This is a genomic window from Nonomuraea sp. bgisy101, from assembly GCF_057708945.1.
Window position 1 is genome coordinate 275,115 of sequence record NZ_JBYITD010000002.1, and the last position, 15,701, is coordinate 290,815.

General features: G+C 69.3%; 18 protein-coding genes. 9 read left to right on the top strand and 9 right to left on the bottom strand.

Annotated elements, in window-relative coordinates:
- Positions 1 to 8: 8 nt before the first annotated feature.
- The 3 genes from AC3EO4_RS04845 to AC3EO4_RS04855 are packed head-to-tail and all read right to left on the bottom strand — an operon-like array spanning position 9 to position 1,647.
- Complete coding sequence (locus AC3EO4_RS04845; protein ID WP_431893973.1) at positions 9 to 395, bottom strand: YbaB/EbfC family nucleoid-associated protein; 387 nt, start codon at positions 393 to 395, stop codon at positions 9 to 11.
- Positions 392 to 1,249: a hypothetical protein gene (locus AC3EO4_RS04850; protein ID WP_431893974.1), complete on the bottom strand. Its 858-nt coding sequence runs from the start codon at positions 1,247 to 1,249 to the stop codon at positions 392 to 394. The genes AC3EO4_RS04845 and AC3EO4_RS04850 overlap by 4 nt, the downstream gene beginning before the upstream one ends.
- A gap of 8 nt (positions 1,250 to 1,257) precedes the next feature.
- Positions 1,258 to 1,647 (bottom strand): hypothetical protein, encoded by a 390-nt coding sequence (locus AC3EO4_RS04855; protein WP_431893976.1) that lies wholly within the window; start codon positions 1,645 to 1,647, stop codon positions 1,258 to 1,260.
- Between the two features lie 771 nt (positions 1,648 to 2,418).
- Between AC3EO4_RS04855 and AC3EO4_RS04860 the strand changes: the two genes are divergently transcribed.
- Entirely contained in the window at positions 2,419 to 2,862 is a 444-nt protein-coding gene (locus AC3EO4_RS04860) for a YbaB/EbfC family nucleoid-associated protein (RefSeq protein WP_379571007.1), read from the top strand.
- Here AC3EO4_RS04860 and AC3EO4_RS04865 read toward each other — a convergent pair.
- A complete protein-coding gene (locus tag AC3EO4_RS04865; RefSeq protein WP_379571009.1) occupies positions 2,859 to 3,560 on the bottom strand; it encodes a hypothetical protein in 702 nt (233 codons plus the stop codon). The two genes, AC3EO4_RS04860 and AC3EO4_RS04865, sit on opposite strands and share 4 nt — an antisense overlap.
- 4 nt (positions 3,561 to 3,564) lie before the next feature.
- Entirely contained in the window at positions 3,565 to 4,800 is a 1,236-nt protein-coding gene (locus AC3EO4_RS04870) for a hypothetical protein (protein ID WP_431893979.1), read from the bottom strand.
- A 328-nt stretch (positions 4,801 to 5,128) separates the two neighbouring features.
- Between AC3EO4_RS04870 and AC3EO4_RS04875 the strand changes: the two genes are divergently transcribed.
- The 6 genes from AC3EO4_RS04875 to AC3EO4_RS04900 all read left to right on the top strand — a co-directional run bounded on the left by AC3EO4_RS04875 (position 5,129) and on the right by AC3EO4_RS04900 (position 9,636).
- On the top strand, positions 5,129 to 5,440 hold the full coding sequence (locus AC3EO4_RS04875; protein ID WP_379571013.1) for a WXG100 family type VII secretion target: 312 nt from the start codon (positions 5,129 to 5,131) through the stop codon (positions 5,438 to 5,440).
- Positions 5,441 to 5,451: 11 nt separating this feature from the next.
- Positions 5,452 to 5,811 carry a WXG100 family type VII secretion target gene (locus tag AC3EO4_RS04880; RefSeq protein WP_379571015.1) on the top strand — a complete coding sequence of 120 codons (360 nt, stop codon included), beginning with the start codon at positions 5,452 to 5,454 and terminating at the stop codon, positions 5,809 to 5,811.
- A gap of 74 nt (positions 5,812 to 5,885) precedes the next feature.
- The gene (locus AC3EO4_RS04885) at positions 5,886 to 6,308 is read left to right on the top strand and encodes a hypothetical protein (RefSeq protein ID WP_379571017.1); all 423 of its coding nucleotides are present in this window, start codon (positions 5,886 to 5,888) and stop codon (positions 6,306 to 6,308) included.
- A 24-nt stretch (positions 6,309 to 6,332) separates the two neighbouring features.
- Entirely contained in the window at positions 6,333 to 7,778 is a 1,446-nt protein-coding gene (locus AC3EO4_RS04890) for a hypothetical protein (RefSeq protein WP_431893980.1), read from the top strand.
- Positions 7,775 to 8,881, top strand: coding sequence for a pentapeptide repeat-containing protein (locus AC3EO4_RS04895; protein ID WP_431893982.1), 1,107 nt, complete (start codon positions 7,775 to 7,777; stop codon positions 8,879 to 8,881). Before AC3EO4_RS04890 ends, AC3EO4_RS04895 begins: the two co-directional genes overlap by 4 nt.
- 2 nt (positions 8,882 to 8,883) lie before the next feature.
- On the top strand, positions 8,884 to 9,636 hold the full coding sequence (locus AC3EO4_RS04900; RefSeq protein ID WP_379571023.1) for a hypothetical protein: 753 nt from the start codon (positions 8,884 to 8,886) through the stop codon (positions 9,634 to 9,636).
- 4 nt (positions 9,637 to 9,640) lie between these two features.
- Here the strand turns inward: AC3EO4_RS04900 and AC3EO4_RS04905 are convergent, their stop codons facing one another.
- Together AC3EO4_RS04905 and AC3EO4_RS04910 are read right to left on the bottom strand one after the other, a co-directional pair.
- Entirely contained in the window at positions 9,641 to 10,960 is a 1,320-nt protein-coding gene (locus AC3EO4_RS04905; protein WP_431893984.1) for a hypothetical protein, read from the bottom strand.
- Positions 10,957 to 11,259 (bottom strand): hypothetical protein, encoded by a 303-nt coding sequence (locus AC3EO4_RS04910; protein ID WP_431893985.1) that lies wholly within the window; start codon positions 11,257 to 11,259, stop codon positions 10,957 to 10,959. Before AC3EO4_RS04910 ends, AC3EO4_RS04905 begins: the two co-directional genes overlap by 4 nt.
- 89 nt (positions 11,260 to 11,348) lie before the next feature.
- Here AC3EO4_RS04910 and AC3EO4_RS04915 point away from each other — a divergent pair, with 89 nt between their 5' ends.
- A complete protein-coding gene (locus AC3EO4_RS04915; RefSeq protein ID WP_431893987.1) occupies positions 11,349 to 12,017 on the top strand; it encodes a response regulator transcription factor in 669 nt (222 codons plus the stop codon).
- A gap of 1 nt (position 12,018) precedes the next feature.
- Positions 12,019 to 13,413: a sensor histidine kinase gene (locus tag AC3EO4_RS04920; protein ID WP_379571031.1), complete on the top strand. Its 1,395-nt coding sequence runs from the start codon at positions 12,019 to 12,021 to the stop codon at positions 13,411 to 13,413.
- Here AC3EO4_RS04920 and AC3EO4_RS04925 read toward each other — a convergent pair.
- Entirely contained in the window at positions 13,337 to 14,290 is a 954-nt protein-coding gene (locus AC3EO4_RS04925; protein WP_379571033.1) for a TAXI family TRAP transporter solute-binding subunit, read from the bottom strand. The two genes, AC3EO4_RS04920 and AC3EO4_RS04925, sit on opposite strands and share 77 nt — an antisense overlap.
- Entirely contained in the window at positions 14,274 to 15,695 is a 1,422-nt protein-coding gene (eccB, locus tag AC3EO4_RS04930) for a type VII secretion protein EccB (protein WP_379571035.1), read from the bottom strand. Before eccB ends, AC3EO4_RS04925 begins: the two co-directional genes overlap by 17 nt.
- Positions 15,696 to 15,701 lie beyond the last annotated feature (6 nt).

Genomic DNA, 15,701 nt, shown 5'->3' on the forward strand with positions numbered 1-15,701 from the left:
TCCACTGCTCATCCCTCCCGCAGCACGTTCTGGATGTAGGGGGCCAGGGGGTCACTGTCGTCCGCGGAGGTCTGGGCGCCGGCCACGTCTCGCATGAGCTCGGCCACGCGCTCACCGATGGCGAGCCTGGCCGCGCCGATCGCCTCCTGGACGGCCTCGGCGAGTTCGACGTGGTCGAGGCCGCGCAGCTTCTGGGTGTCGATGGACAGGGTGAGCAGGCGGCCTGTGCCCGTTACCGCGGCGCGCACCGTCTGTGTGGGGTCGGTGCCTTCGAGCCTCTGCTCGGCAAGGTCGCCCATGGCCGCGGTCAGAGAACCGACCCAGCCGTTCAGCTCTCGCATCAGGCCGTCGAGGTCGCCGACCCTGCCCTGGGCGAAGGCCTCGGCGTCTTTCACGCGTTCTCCTTGCCCGCGGGGATCCAGTTGTCGGCGACGTGGGCGGCGTCTCCGATGCTGGGGGAGATGTTGAGGTCGCGAGGTCCCATCGCGGGGTTGCCTGACCGGTAGAAGGCGCCCCTGAGGTCGTTGAGCTTCAGCTCCAGCTTGTTGAGGTCGCCCTCGTAGGAGTAGTAGACGTCCGCGAACTGCTTGATGAGGTTGCCGGCCGCGCTCATGAAGACACCGACCTGAGTCATCAGGGCGACCCTGCCGACAGGGTGCAGGCTCATGCCGGCGAGGGTGCGAAGGATGGGGGCCGATGTGGCGTACAGCCCGAAGACCGACAGGTCGTATTCGAGCACCTCCTTGTACTGCGCGTGCATGGTGCCGCTCATCTCACCGGAGATCTTGCCGAGCTGGCTGTAGAGGCCGTTGACGTTGAACCGGATGTACTGCTGGAGCATCTCGACCGCGTGCCCCTTCCAGTTCGGTGAGATGTCGTCGAAGTAGGAGCGCCACAGGTCGGACCTGTTGCCCTCCAGGAGGCCGGCCATCTCCTTCCACTGTTCGCGGCGGCCGTAGAACAGGAACGGGTTGCCCAGGTTGAGCGTGGCCGCCACGTCCAGCGCGATCGCCGCTATCCCGAGCCCTGACATGGCCATCGAGGCCCTGGTGGTCTGCCGCAGCGGGTTCATGCTGCTGATCAGCCGGCGGTAGAAGCCGGGGTCGGTGCGCGGGGTGGGGGCGGGCTGGACCGTGACGGTCCGCGCCACGCTGCCGCTGCTGTTGGTGATGTGAAGCTGCTGCGGGGAGGTCGGCGCCGTCTGGCCGGGGAGAATGAACTTCGACGGCTCGATCGGTGGAGTCGACATCGCTTCCGTCACTTCTTCCCGAGGGTTCCGGCCTGGTCGGCGGCCGTGTAGACGTCGGCCGCCTGGAACAGCTTGCCGCTGTCGGTGCGGAGCACTCCGCCGAGGATGCCGGCGCTGTCGCGCCAGGTGTTGGAGATGTTGTTGAACCGGCCGACGAACGGCAGGCCGACGATGGGGATGCCGGCGAGCGGGACCAGGTTCCAGCCCTCGAAGACGGGGGTGTGCTCCTTGAGCGTGTGGACGCCGGTGGCCGAGCTGTCCATGGTGCCGGCGAACTTCCGTACGAAGCCGGCGTGTGTGTCGTACCCGTTGGCGGGGTTGACAGGGCTGCTGGGGCCCTTGGGGGCGGTGGGGCGCGAGGGGCTGGTGACGTTCTGGTTGGCCTGGGGGGAGCGCAAAGCGGGGGGGAGGCAGACCGGAGGCGGACAGTGCGGCTTGTGCGGACAAGGGCTGACCGCTGTGGGGGAGGCAGACGCGGACGGCGAAGTAGTGGGCGGTGCAGTAGTGGGTGGGGCAGACGTGGGCGGTGCAGAAGTCGGCGGGGCAGACGTGGGCGGCGCAGTAGTGGGCGGGGCGGTAGTGGGTGGGGCAGACGTGGGCGGCGCGGAAGTCGGTGGAGCAGACGTGGGCGGCGCGGTAGTGGGTGGGGCAGACGTGGGCGGCGCAGAAGTCGGTGGTGCGGTAGTGGGTGAGGCAGACGTAGGTGGTGCGGAAGTAGGTGGCGCAGAAGTGGCAGAAGGAAAAACGTCAGACATGCGGCCTTTTTACCATTGTGACTTTTGTATGACACCCCGGAATGATCTTTGGACGCTGAACGTCAAGAAGGAATTAACGAAGGCTTAACCTCGGCCTCTGACGAGCACGAACCTCTGCTCGCGGGGCACCGTTCAGCGGGCGACGGCGGCCTCGCTGTTTCTCTTCTATTGCTGCGGAGCTCTCGCCCTGCTTGAGTGCGCCGGGTGGCCGGCCATGAGTCAGCGGTGGCCGTGCGGGCGCGCGGACAATTGTCGTGAGTTATGGATTCGTTGATGGCAGGAGGCGTCGCCGGCACGGCCGCGCCCCCTTCCGTCGGGAGGGCGGCGGATGGGCCTGCCGGCCGCCCGTGATTGCGGAGTAAACCGACAACCGCTACGTTGCTGGACGTTTGCCCCTCCAGGATGGAGTAGCCGGTGCAGGACTTCGGGGACTTCGCGAACCTCGACATTGACAAGCTCCTCAAGAACGCGGAGGAGCAGTTCTCCCGCGTCGAGGAGCTCCAGAAGGTCATGAGCGAGCTCGTCGGCAAGGCGCAGGACGAGGACGGACTGGTCAGCGCGGAGTACACCAACGCTGGTCTGACCATGCTCGAGCTCCACCCGAAAGCGATGCGGCTGAGCTCGGGGGAGCTGGCGGAGAAGGTCAAGATTGTCGTGCAGGAGGCGACCGCCGACCTGCAGCGGCAGGTGAACGAGACCATGGGGGAGATGTTCGGGGAGGACGAGAACCCCATGAAGCTCATCAGCAACCCCGACGCCGCGCTGGAGCAGGTCAAGAACGCCGAGGCGGCCTACAACAGGACCTTCGAGGACGTGATGGGCGAACTCGACAAGATCCGCCGCCGCCTCGACCTCTAGGCCTGCGCCGTCTTCGGCTGTTGCAGCTTCTTCTCCCAGCCGCTCTCCGGCTGGGAGAAGTCGGGCTTGCCGCCCTCGAGGTTGGTGACCTTGCTGTCCAGGTTGGCCTTCTGCATGAGAAGCCATCCCTCGCCCATTGAGAGGATCGCCCCGGCGGCGCCCACCATCACCATCTTCTTGGTGAGCGCGCTGTTGACCACACGCAGCACGGCGTTGGAGGTGGCCAGCATCCCGATCCGGCTGGCCAGTGTGCCGAGCCCGGGCGCCGCCGCCGCCACAGAGGCCGCGTAGGCGGCGATCAGCATCGTGGTTCCGGCCGTGGCCGACAGGATGGCTCCGCCTGTGGACACCCTGGCGGTCGCTCGGCACACGTCCCGTGCGCACTCCTTGATCCGGATGTCCGTGTCGACGTCGGCCATGAGGTCCTTGGCGTTGGCGCGGAACTCTTTCTGATCGTCGGCGGTCCATTCCTTGGGCATTTCGGCGGTCTTCTGGGCCGTCTCCAACCCGGTGCGCGCCGTCCGCAGGTGCTGGATCGACTCCTCCCACGTGTTGGCGAGCGCGTGTTGCCCCTCGACGCTCGAGGCCTGCGCGCCCATGGCCAGAGGGATGGCGAAGGCGGCGTTGCTCGGCGCGAGGTAGGCGGCCAGCGTGCTGGCCCCGATTCCCTCCAGATACATGGCGAGCCATACGTCCATGAGGTCAGCCTCCCTTGTACTTGCTGTTGTCGTCGGCGTCCTTCCAGTTGAGCGACGACTTCTGCAGCGCCGTATCCCACCGGCCGACCAGCGAGACGCCCCCGTTCAGATATTCGACGGCCGCCATGCGGGCCCGATCGTGCCCATGCGCCAACGGGATGCCCGCCACCCCGAAGACCATGAGGCTGGCCCTGGTGCCCCCGGCCTTCTCCGACGCCTGCCGCAGGGCGGGAGCGACCTCGTTGATCACAATGGAGGCCACGTTCTTGATGGTCTCCTTGTTGATGTGCTTGTCCGCGTTGTCGTTCTTGCCGTTGCCCTTGCCGTCGTCCTTGCCGTCGTTCTTGCCGTCGTTCTTGCCGTCGGTCTTGTTCGGGTCGCCGTTGCCGCCTCCGCTCGGCCCTCCACCGCCACCGCTGGGACCGCCGCCACCGCCGCTGGGGCCTCCGCCGCCACCGCCCGGGATGCTGGGGGTGTCCGGGGTCGGGATGTCGCCCGCCCCATCACCTTCACCGGGCTTCTCCTCACCGGGCTTGTCGTCACCGGGCTTGTCGTCACCGGGCTTGTCCTCGCCGGGCTTGTCGCCGCCGGGGTTCGACGGGTCCCCGCTCCCGTCCTGACCTGGCACCTCGCCCGGATTCTGGTCCGAGCCGTCGCCGCCTGAGCCGCCCTGGTCCGAGCCGTTCTGGCCGCCGTCGCCCGAGCCGCCATCACCGGAGCCGTCGCCCCCGTCGCCATTCTGGTCGCCGTTGCCTTCGCCGCCGGTGTTCGGGTCGTCGATGTCCTTCAGCCCGCCCTCGAGGTCGGCCATGTCGGCGTCGCCACTGCCCTCGACGTACTCCGCGACCTGCCCCTCCTCGCCGTCCGCGGCCGCGTCGGAGGACGGGTCTGCGCCCACGTCACTGCCGGACGAGTCCCAGTCGGGGTCGCCTTCCGCCGCCTCGGGCTCGACGAAGCCGGGCTCGGTGTCGACGGGCTCATCGGACTCGGCGGGAGCGACGGAGACCAACTCCGTGTCGCCGGCGCCTGTCGCCTGAGAATCGGCCGGTACGGCGGGCCCCGTGACGGACGCGTCGCTCGTGTCGCCGGCGGGCGCCACCCGGGGGTCGGCGGACGAGGTGGTGAACGGCACGACACCGTCGCCTCCACCACGCGGCGCGTCGTCGATGTCACGTAAGCGATCAGGCTCGGCAGCCTGCCCCCAGTTGAGCAGGCTGTCCATGCTGCGTTGTTCGCTCACCCGGCCTCCGTCCCCCGGCACTCAGTGATCCGCAACAGTAGCCCAAGTCGGGGCACTCCAGGCAGGTGGGAGAGGCGGTCGTTGTTTCCGTTGACTCGAAATCGACAGCCGGGGTCAACGGTGTGCAATTCAACTACCTGCGTGTTTGCCTGCGGGCCACTCTGATGTTATCGATCTGTGATCTGCATACTTGTTAGTTATGTTGCGACAGGGTACCTATGTGCCCTTTGATGTTTGATGCGGTGATCGCTCCCCGTCTGAGGACGGCTGAGGCCGTAACGGGGGTGGCGCCGCGCTTGGACGGAGCCGCACGGCACAGGAGGTACTGGTGGCGGAGTTCTATCAGGCGAGCGCATCTCAGATCGAGCGCGCCAAGATGCTTGTGGTGAAGGCCGAAGAGGAGATCGAGGGCCTGCGTCAGGCTGTCATCCTGACGGGTGAGAACCTCGCGACCGGCTGGGCGGGTGCCGCGGCCAAGTCCTTCGGCCAGGCCATGATCGGCTGGGACGACAACATGAGGGTCGTCCGTGACGACCTCAGGAACGTGGCCGAGAAGCTCGGCGCCAACGCGCAGACCTACGCGGCAGTCGACGACGAGAACAAGGGCGCGTCCTTCGTCCAGAACCTCATCAACCGCTAGGAGATATCGCCATGGCCATTCCGCACAACGATGTTGGCGCCAGCGACCGCGTCAAGGTCAACTTCGGGACGATGGACGTCGTCAGCGGCGACCTCGTCGCGATGGTGAACAGGTTCGAGCAGATCACCACCGACCTCATGCGTGACCTCGCGCTGGTGCTGGGCACCGGGGACGGGGACGACCAGGCAGGCGACCAGAACGCCTGGGGCGGTGGCGCGAAGACCTTCTTCGAGCAGAAGAAGGTCAAGTGGAACCAGCAGGCCGAGCAGATGCGCACGGAGCTGGGGGCCGCCCAGAAGCACGTCAACACGGCCAACGAGAACTACCAGATCGCCGAGCGGCACAACCAGTCCATGTGGACGCAGTTCTGAGGCAGATCCGGCTCACCGGTCACCGCTTCGTGTGGTGGCCGGATTTGTCGTCGTCGTGAGGATGGAAGGGCATCATGGCAGGACCTGACGGCGGATGGCCCGGACTCAACGGTGACGAGAACACCGTCGAGTTCAGTGTCGACAGGATGCGTGCGATCGCCAAGGAGATGCGCGGCATTCTGTCCGTCATGAACGGCAGGGGCATGGGCGGCCCGGCGATCCCCGGTGAGAGGTTCATGACCGGAGCGCTCGAGAGCGTCCAGGGCCACGCCAGGATCAGTCGCGACGAGATCGGCAGTTGGTCGACGGCGGCCAAGTTCGCCCACGCGGTCGGTTCGACCGAAATGGACCCCGGCGGCGTGGTCAGCCTCGAGGGCAATTCCCGTGGCTTTGAGATGGTCTACGCGAAGTTCGTCTCGACGTTCGAGTCGGTCGTGCAGGCACTCGAGGACCACGCGGTGGAGTACGAGAAGAGCAATCGCTTCAACGGCGGCTGACGTCCGCGCATTGGAAGGTTCAGGGTGGCCAGCGAGTCGAACACCTATCAGATCAAGTCCGGCGACGCTCCCGACGCTGGTGCGGTGACGGCGTCCGCCGAGACGATCAAGACGTGGCTGAACGACACCAACGCCCCTGCCGTCGTGAAGGCCGCCGACGCCTACTCCAGCGCCGCCTCGATGATCGGGCTGGCGCGGGAGTCGCTGCTCTCGGCGGCCAAGGGGCTGAGCGAGATGTGGGGCGGGCCCACCGCCGCGCTCTTCCAGGCGAGTCTGCACAAGCTCGACACCACGGGCGACCAGCTGGCCACCAAGATGAAGGCGATGTCGACGGCGCTGAACGCCTACGGCGCCACGCACCTGCCCGAGGCCATCAGGAAGGCGGAGGCCATCGAGACGGCCCCGCCGCCCACCGGCAAGTCGGAGCCGGCCCCGACCCCCACGCTCACCACTCCTCCGAGCCCGACGTCCAAGCCGACCTCGACCTCGACGCCCAAGCCCTCTCCAGGGCCCGCGCCGTACCCGCCCGGCACTGACCCGGTGGCGGAGGCCAAGGCCCGGCGGGACCAGCAGGCGCGGCAGATCCTGGACGAGCTCAACAAGGAGATCGTCTCCCTCTACAGCCAGGTTCCCGACGAGGTCTCCTACGACCTGGACATCCCCGCCCCGCCCGGCGCGGAGACCGGCTACACGCCGACCACCTACTCCGACCCGGACCGGTACCCGTCCTCCTACCGGGGCGCTCCTCCCGGCACGCCCACCTTCGACTCGGGTGACGGCTCGACCGGCGGTGGTATCAACAGGCCGGGCGGAGACGGGACAGGGCAGACCCCCGGCAAGACCGGCCCGGGCTCGGGTGACACGGGCACCGGCGGCGATGACTCCAACCCGCAGAACCCTGGCAGGCCCGGCACGCCGCCGGGCACGGACCCTCCCGGAGGCGACCCGACCGTTCCCGGCGGGAACGGCGACACGGGCTCCGGCACGGGCACCGGCAGCGGCACGGGTAGCGACGGCACCGCGCCGGCGGTGATCGGCCAGGAAGACGGGTCCCGTCAGACGGAGACGGCCTCCTACAGGCCGACCCCGCCCACCAACCCCATGACGACGACGCCCACGACGACGCCGACGACGCCGTACGGGCAGATCCAGACCACCACGCCGCCCACCGTCTACCCCACGCCGGGGCGGCCCAACACCTTCGTCGGTCCGACGAGCGGCCAGCCCGGTACTCCCTCGGTGATCGGCGGCGGCTCCATGAACGGACCGAACGCCATGACCGCGGCGGCTTCGCGGGGCGCGTTCGGCGCGGGCACGCCGGTCCTGCCGCTGGGCGGGATGGGCGCGATCGGTGGCGCGGAAGCGAGCGAGGACAACTCGCGCTCGACCGACCTACGGGAGGATCGCGACCCGTGGACCTCGCCGCACGAGGTGACCACGGAGCTCATCGGCGGAACGAGTGAGTCGTGACGGGCTACCCCAACGCGGGAAACGGTTCCTGGCCGGGAATCCAGCCAGGAGTCCAGAACGCGAACGTGAACCTCACGCCGTCCTCCGGCATCTCCTTCGTCAAGGACAAGCTCAAGACGACGTCGGGCAGCCTCGACGAGGACGCTGAGAAGACCGGCACGCTCGCCACGCGCACGGGCGGCATCAGCATCTACTACCCGCTGGCCATCAGGCAGGTGGCGAGCGCGCACGACCAGGCCCGCGACCGGGACGTCGAGGGCGCCAGAGTGGCCGGGGAGGTGCTCAAGTCCTGGCGGTCCGCGCTGGCGCTGGCCGACGCCAACTATCGCAAGTCCGATGACGACAGCCAGTTCCCGCAGCAGCCCGGCGGCATCCAGCCCGCCGGGCTCGGCGACCTCGGCGGCCTGGGCGACATGGGCGGTCTGGGCAATCTGGGCGGCCCTTCCTCGCTCAACCCCGGCGACGGGGGCCTCAAGACTCCCGGGATCGACCAGCCGGACCTTCAGGGGCCGAAGGTGCCGGGGTTCGACGACCCGAACCTCAGGAACCCCAACCTGCCCAACCCCGATCTCAAGAACCCGGACCTGAGGAATCCCGATCTCAGGAATCCCGATCTCAGGAATCCGAACCTCAACTATCCGGACCTCAGGAACCCCAACCTCGAGAACGCCGGCCTCAACACGCCGGATCTCAAGACTCCGGATCTGAACACGCCCGACCCCAGGTCGACCGGGCTGGCCGACTACCAGCAGCCGAACCTGCAGACGCCGAACCTGCAGACGCCGAACCTGCGCACGCCGGAGACGCCCGTCACCTACACGGGCGACCCCGGCTCGTCGTACGGCAGGGCGGGGGCGGGCACCGGCATGGGCACCGGGACAGGCTCGGGGCTCGGCGGCGCGGGAGCCGCCGGCCTGGGCGCGCGCGGCATCAACGGCGCCGGCGGCGCCCCGATGATGCCCATGATGCCGCCGATGGGCGCCGGCGGCGGTCAGACGGATGACAAGGAGAGGGACAAGGACACCTACGAACTCCGCGAGGAGGAGGGTGTCTGGATGGATCAGGACGGGATCGCCCCGCCGACGCTGACGCACGAGGTGTGATCATGGGACCTACACTGCAGCGGTACCTGATCGCGATCAGCGTCCAGATCGGGGCGGCGATCTGGATCAGGCGTGCGTGGGCGGCGGCGGTTCCGCTGGCGTACGGGGCCATCGCGGCCGACACCGAGCCGATGGACAAGGGCAAGCAGTCCTGGCAGTCGACCGACAAGGGCGGCGAGACGACCGAGATCGCCGCCCTGCGTGAGTCCCTGGCCGACCTCAAGAAGAAGCTGCAGGCAGACGCCCTGTGGGAGGGCGGCACCTGGGATGTCGTCGAGCAGACCATGGAGCAGTTCGGGGTGGAGTGGGAGAAGAAAGGCGACCACCGCAACACCATGGGCGATGCCGCCGCCTCACCCAGGGGGATGGTCGAAGCCGGGTCCTACCTGGCTGTCGCCTCCGCTGTCGCGATGCTCGCTCTCGCGGTGTTCATGCGCGCCACGTGGGCGGCGGGCCCTGTGGGCGTGGCGGCGGGTGAGACGGCCGCGAGCACCGTCGGGCCCCAGATCGGCCGCGCCTCCACCGGAGCGCTCAAGAAGCTGACGATCGTCGGCTTCGCCCTCATGGGGATCTACTCGGGCGCCCAGATGCTGAGCCAGCAGCAGGCCGCGAAGTTCCAGGACATGAAGGCGATGCCGATGCTCGACGGCCTCGGGCTCCAGTACGACAAGGCCTCGGGCCGCCTCACGCCGAAGATGCCGACGAACAAGAACATGCCGGGTGGGCTGGACCTTCCCGACTCGTTCCCCGCGTAGTGGCCTAGCCCCGGATGGTGAGGACCTGCCCGACCCTGAGAACCTTGGGGTCGGGGCCGATCAGGTCGCGGTTGGCGTCGTAGATCTCCCTCCACCGGGAGCCGTCGCCCCACACCTTGTCGGCGACCTCCCACAGGGAGCCCTCGTTCACCGACCAGCTGTCGACGGAGGGTCGCTCCCACGACGGCAGCTGCTCGGGCACCTCGGAGGTGTTCAGCGGACGCCACACCCTGAAGGCGGCCGTCGGCGCGAAGCCCAGTGCCTGCTTCTGCGCGTCCGGTCCGAGCTTGGCCAGCCACTGCAGCTTCGAGGTGGCCCAGTTGCGGGCCGCGACGAAGCCGCCGAAGGCCATGCCGGACTCGCCGACCGCCACGCCGCTCTTGGTGAGGGTGGCCGCCCACGAGGCGGCGGAGCCGCCCTGGAACAGGCCCTTGCTGAAGGGGCCCGCGATCGGCAGGAAGACGCCCGCCAGCGTGGCGGCCGTGGTGATCCGGGCCGCCTGCGCGAACGTCAGCGGGGAGAGGTTGAAGATGCTCTCGCCCTTCATCCCCTGCGCTGCCATCTGGGTGCCGATGACGCCGCCGTAGACCCAGGCGGAGGTTTTGGCGTAGGACTTGAAGCCGGCCGAAGCCAGCTTGGTCATGGTCGTGATGTCGAAGGGCCGCAGGGCGGCCGTCTTGAGCGCGTTCCCGATCTTCGGAACGATCGTCAGGCGGCCGGCGAGCGGGAGCCTGGCCAGGAGGGTGCCCGCCGTCCTGAACAACGCCGCCAGCCGCTGGAGCAGCGTGACCGCGGCCATGACCAGCCTGGTGGTCTTGAGGTAGGCGAGGTAGGCGGCCCAGATGGAGGCGGCGAGGCGTAACGCGAAGAACAGCGCACCCCAGAGCACGGCCGTTCTGACCAGCTCGATGATGGCCTGCTTGGTCATGTTCGTGGCGTTGAGGACCGACTCGAGGACCTCGGCGACGCCCGTACAGCTCTGCCGGAGCGCGGCGCGGGCCTTCGGGTCGACCACCCTGCTCCACGCCGTTCTGAACTGGTCGGCGGCTCCGCCCTGCCAGTCCTGGACGATCTTGGCCACCGCGGGGTCGATCGCCTGGTGCAGCCGCTCCAGATCGGTGTCGAGCCGGCGGTGCGCGGCCGCGGCGCCCATCAGGCGACGCTCGATGGTGTCGTCGAACATCAGGGGCAGCGCGTGCCACATGGAGGAGAGGGTGCTGAACAGCGGGCCTGGATTGAGCACCGTGCCCGGGTTGAAGTCCCATCCCCACGAGGCGGGGTTCCAGTTCCATGTGACGGGGTTGATGCTGGGCTCGCGCGTCACCTGGGCCCAGCCTTCGCGTAGGCCGTCTCGGACTCGGCGAGCGCGGCTGCGATGAACCCCAGCGCCTGCTGCAGGTCGTTGAGGTAGGTGGCGACGCTCTCGTAGCGCCCCGGATCGCCGCAGTAGGCGTCCGCGACGTTCTCGGCGCCGGGGGCGAGCCCGAAGTCCCGGCGGTTCAGCGCCGCGGGGGTGAAGACGTGCTGCATGGCGGCCACGTCGTCCACCTGGTCGGCGCACGCCCGCATGGCCCTGCGGAGCGAGTCCGGCAGGTAGGCGAACCCTTGCGAATCCTGCCCCACAAGCACCCCTTATCCCGTTTAGGGGGAGGATAGAAACTCAAGTTAACCGTGGTGAAATATTCGGTGTCAGATTTGAGGAGTTGTTGAGCATGCGGATCCTGCTCGTCGAGGACGACGACAGGTTCGCCGACGCGCTGGCGACCGCTCTGCTGCGGCACGGACACCACGTCGAGCGCGCTCGTTCGGCGGCCGAGGCACTGGCCCTGCCCGAGGTTGCGAGGGCCGAGCTCGTGCTGCTCGACCTCGGCCTGCCCGACCTGGACGGCGTCGACCTCCTGCGCCGCCTGCGCGCCGACTCCCAGATCGGGATCATCGTGGTGACCGCGAGGGGCGAGGAGTCGCAGCGCGTGCGCGGCCTGCGCGCGGGCGCCGACGACTACATCGTCAAACCGTTCGGCGTCGCCGAGCTGGAGGCGCGCATGGAGGCGGTCATGCGCAGGGTGCGCAGCCATCGCCCCTCCGCGCGTGGCACCAGCACGTACGGCCCGCTGGACGTCGACGAGGTCGGCCGCTCGGTGCGGATGAACGGCACCGACGTCCGCCTCACCCGCAAGGAGTTCGACCTGCTGCACGCCCTGGTGCGGGCCGACGGCGCGGTGATCGGCAGGGACGGGCTGCTGGCCGAGGTCTGGCAGACCACCTGGCAGGGCGGGGCGCGCACGCTCGAGGTGCACATCGCCAGCCTGCGCGCCAAGCTCGGCGACCCCGCCCTGATCGAGACGGTGCGCGGCATGGGCTATCGCATGCGAACGCTCTGACATGCGCCGCCGCCTGCTGATCAGCTACATGTCGCTGCTCGCGCTGTCCTTACTCACGGTCACCGTGCCGCTGGCGGTCAACCTGGCCGTGCGCGAGACGCAGGAGTCGTTCATCGAGCAGCAGGGCGACACCCAGCGCTTCGCCTCGCAGGCGGACCCGGCGCTCGGACCTGCCAAGAACCTGCGGCTGCGGGCCGAGCTGGTCCGCTACCACGAGCTGTTCGGCATCGGCGCCGCCGTACTCGACGGGGAAGGGAAGATCGTCGCGGTGGCCCCGCCCGCGCTGTCGCTCGACCAGGCGAGCAAGCCGATCGAACGGGCCCTGTCGGCCGACCCGCGGCAGCCGGAGACGATCTGGCCGTGGCAGGCCGCGGACCTGGTGGTCGCCGTGCCGGTGATCCAGGAGGGCGAGGTGGTGGGCGCCGCGCTGACGATCGCGCCCACGGGCCCGCTGCGCGCGAGGATCGCGCGCAACTGGGCGGTGCTGTTCGCCGGCTACCTGCTCGCCATGGTGCTGACCTGGCTCGCGGCCAGGTGGCTGGCCCGATGGACGCTTCGCCCCGTGCTCGAACTCGACGCTGTCACCCACGACATCACCCAGGGGAGGCTGGACGCCAGGGTCGCGACGAGGGAGGGGCCGCCCGAGCTCAGACGGCTCGCCCGCTCGTTCAACCGCATGGCCGACACCGTGACCGACCTGCTCGACCGCCAGCAGGCCTTCGTCTCGGACGCCAGCCACCAGCTGCGCACCCCGCTGGGCGTGCTGCGGTTGCGCGTGGAGAACCTGGCAGGCCACCTGGACGAGGGCGGGCGGCGCGAGCACGCGCTCACCGTGGAGGAGACCGACAGGCTCGCCCGCATCCTGGAGGGCCTGCTGGCGCTGGCCACCGCGGAGCGGCGTGACGACCAGGGGATCGTCGCGGTCGACGCTGAGGAGGTCGTGGACGGGCGGGTGGCGGTGTGGCAGGGGCAGGGGGTGGTGCTGCGCCGTACGGGCGGGCTGGGGGCCGCCGTGCTCGCGCTGCCCGAGGCGCTCGACCAGATCCTGGACGCGTTGATCGACAACGCGGTGAAGTTCGGCGCCGGCACGGTCACCGTCCACCTGGAGCGGGTCGACGATCACGCCGTGATCCACGTGATGGACGACGGGCCGGGACTGCCGGAGGAGGAGCTCGCGCGGGCCACGGAACGGTTCTGGCGCTCGGCCAGGCACCAGAACGTGGACGGCACGGGCCTCGGCCTGTCCATCGTGTCCGTGCTTGTCGCCGCCTCCGGCGGCTCGATCGACCTGCTGGCCCGCGAGCCCACGGGCCTCGACGTCAGGATCTGCTTTCCCTGTAGTAGCGGATCGCCCCCTTGTGCAGCGGCACAGGATCGGTGGCGAAGGCGGACCTGACGTTCAGCCTGCGCGCCTCGGGGTGCGCGCGCTCCAGCGCGTCCCTGTCGCTGAACAGCAGGCCGGTCAGCTCGTAGGAGAGGTCCTCGGCCATGTCCTGCCGTACGACGAGGTAGTCGGGCACGCCGATCGAGCCGCACGCGGGCAGGCCGTAGGCGGAGGCGGGGATGGTGCGCGGGCTGTAGAACTCGCCGTGCCTGCGGCGCATCGGCTCGGCGTGGTCGCGCAGGTCCACCAGGCGGACCAGCCGTCGCCCCGCCAGCTCGCTGATCGTCTGCGTGGGCAGGCCGCCGGAGAAGAAGAAGGCGTCGATCGAGCCCGACGCCAGCGCCGCCGCCGACCTGGCCAGGTCGAGCCGTTCGACGGTGTCGGGTTCGAGCCTCGCCAGGGCCAGCAGCCGCCTGGCGATGATCTCGGTGCCCGAGCCGGCCGCTCCGCAGGAGACCCGCTGGCCTCGCAGGTCGCCGAGCGCGACGATGCCGGAGCCCGCGCGGACCACCAGGTGCACGTAGTTGTCGTACAGCCTGGCCAGCGCCCGCACCTCCTGGGGCGCGGCGAAGGGCGCCTCGCCCGCGACGGCCAGCGCGGCCGAGTCGGCCAGCGTGAAGGCCACGTCGGCCCTGCCGCCCGCCACGAGCCTCAGGTTGTCCAGCGACGCTCCCGTGGTGATCACCTCGGGGCGCAGGTCCGGATACTCCGCCGAGATCGCCGCGGCCAGGCCCTCGCCGTAGTCGAAGTACACGCCGCCGCGCTGGCCCGTGGCGATCACCAGTCGCGTCGTCCCGCGCGGCCGCCCGCAACCTGTCGCGGCCACGAGCAGGCCGGTGAGCACCGCCCTGCGGCCGCACAGCGCCCCGCCGCTACTGTCCGGGCGCAAGATGGTCCCGCGCCTTGGCGGCATCGAGCGTGGGGCCCGGCTGGATGGCGTGGAGCAGATGGGTGGGCACCGGTGTCACATCGGCGGGCTGGTAGCCCAGCTTGCCGATCTGGTCGGCCGACTGCAGCGGAAACCTCAGGCCCTGGTCGCTGATGAGCTCGTAGGTGTTGATCGCGCCCAGCTGGCCCTCTCCGGGCAGCAGCCCGGCGAGGGCGGCCCCGCCCGCCGGCAGGATCACCTGGTCGAAGTACTGCTCGCTGCCCGTCACCGTAGGGGGCCGGATGGTGATCGTGCTGCCGATCGTCAGCTTCGCCTTGACCGAGCCCTTGGCGGTGTCGGAGTAGACCGCGCACAGCGGCGACGTCCCCTGCACCGTGATGACCTTGGGCAGAGAGGTGGGCAGGCCGCCCCCCATCAGGTGCCTCTGCGTCTTCGTCAGGTTGCTGTTGGCGGTGGCCGCGTCGATCTCGGTCGGCACGGCGTCGCGGCTGCCGTACACCGCCTTGATCCTGGGGTCCTGGAGTGCCAGGTTCGCCTGTGTCGGGGTGATGGGCGCCAGGCCGTCGGAGACCAGGACGTACCACCTGGTCTGGCCGCCCGCGACGCCGGTGGTGGTGTAGATCTGGCCGATTCTCGCGTTCTCGCCGTCGGGCCCCTTCATCCGCGTGCCCATGCCGGAGGGATGCCGCGCGCGGAAGTCCGGGCCGTCAGGGATGGCGTTCAGCCAGGAGGCGGGCACCTGCCTGGGGGCGCTCGCCCCGAGCGCCGCGACGCCCTCCGGCTGCACCCGCATCTTCGTGTCATTGAAGATCACGTAGGCGTTGCGCCGGGTGTCGACGACCACCATCGCGTCGCCGCCCACCGGCCTGCCGCCCACGTTGACGCCACCCACCAGCGACACGAACTGCTTGCGTTCGGCGGACGGAGCCGGGTTGTCCATGACACACGCCGACCAGGGGCCCTTGACCAGTTTCTCCGAGGGAGGCAGGGAGTCGGGCAGACCACGGATGCCGACCATCGGACCGCGGTCGAAGCGGGCCAGCGAGGCGGCGGTCACGTTGCGGACCTTGACGTCGGTGCTGTCGAGCAGCAGCCGCCCCGAGACGTAGTTGGCGACGGGCACCAACTTGCCCTGCTCCTGGCTGTAGACGAACGTGGCGCCGGTGTTCTCCTCCACCAGCAGCTGTCCTGGCTCGGTGAGGTTGGTCGCGTTGCCCGGCTTGATCAGACCCCAGATCCCGAACCCCGCGACGATCAGCACCGCGATGAGCAGTCCGCAGAACATCGCGACGTTCTGCCTGCGCATGGGTGACTCGGGGACGTCCGGCTCCGCCTGGAGCAGGGCCATGCCCATGCGCTGCATCATCAGCCGATGGGCTTGGTAGAGATCCTTGCGGGTCTGCATGGAGGC

Coding starts and splice junctions, on each gene's coding strand:
- AC3EO4_RS04850 (WP_431893974.1), bottom strand. CDS start 1,249: ATGTCGACTCCACCGATCGAGCCGTCGAAGTTCATTCTCCCCGGCCAG.
- AC3EO4_RS04865 (WP_379571009.1), bottom strand. CDS start 3,560: ATGGACGTATGGCTCGCCATGTATCTGGAGGGAATCGGGGCCAGCACG.
- AC3EO4_RS04880 (WP_379571015.1), top strand. CDS start 5,452: ATGGCCATTCCGCACAACGATGTTGGCGCCAGCGACCGCGTCAAGGTC.
- AC3EO4_RS04885 (WP_379571017.1), top strand. CDS start 5,886: ATGGCAGGACCTGACGGCGGATGGCCCGGACTCAACGGTGACGAGAAC.
- AC3EO4_RS04900 (WP_379571023.1), top strand. CDS start 8,884: ATGGGACCTACACTGCAGCGGTACCTGATCGCGATCAGCGTCCAGATC.
- AC3EO4_RS04915 (WP_431893987.1), top strand. CDS start 11,349: ATGCGGATCCTGCTCGTCGAGGACGACGACAGGTTCGCCGACGCGCTG.
- AC3EO4_RS04920 (WP_379571031.1), top strand. CDS start 12,019: ATGCGCCGCCGCCTGCTGATCAGCTACATGTCGCTGCTCGCGCTGTCC.
- eccB (WP_379571035.1), bottom strand. CDS start 15,695: ATGCAGACCCGCAAGGATCTCTACCAAGCCCATCGGCTGATGATGCAG.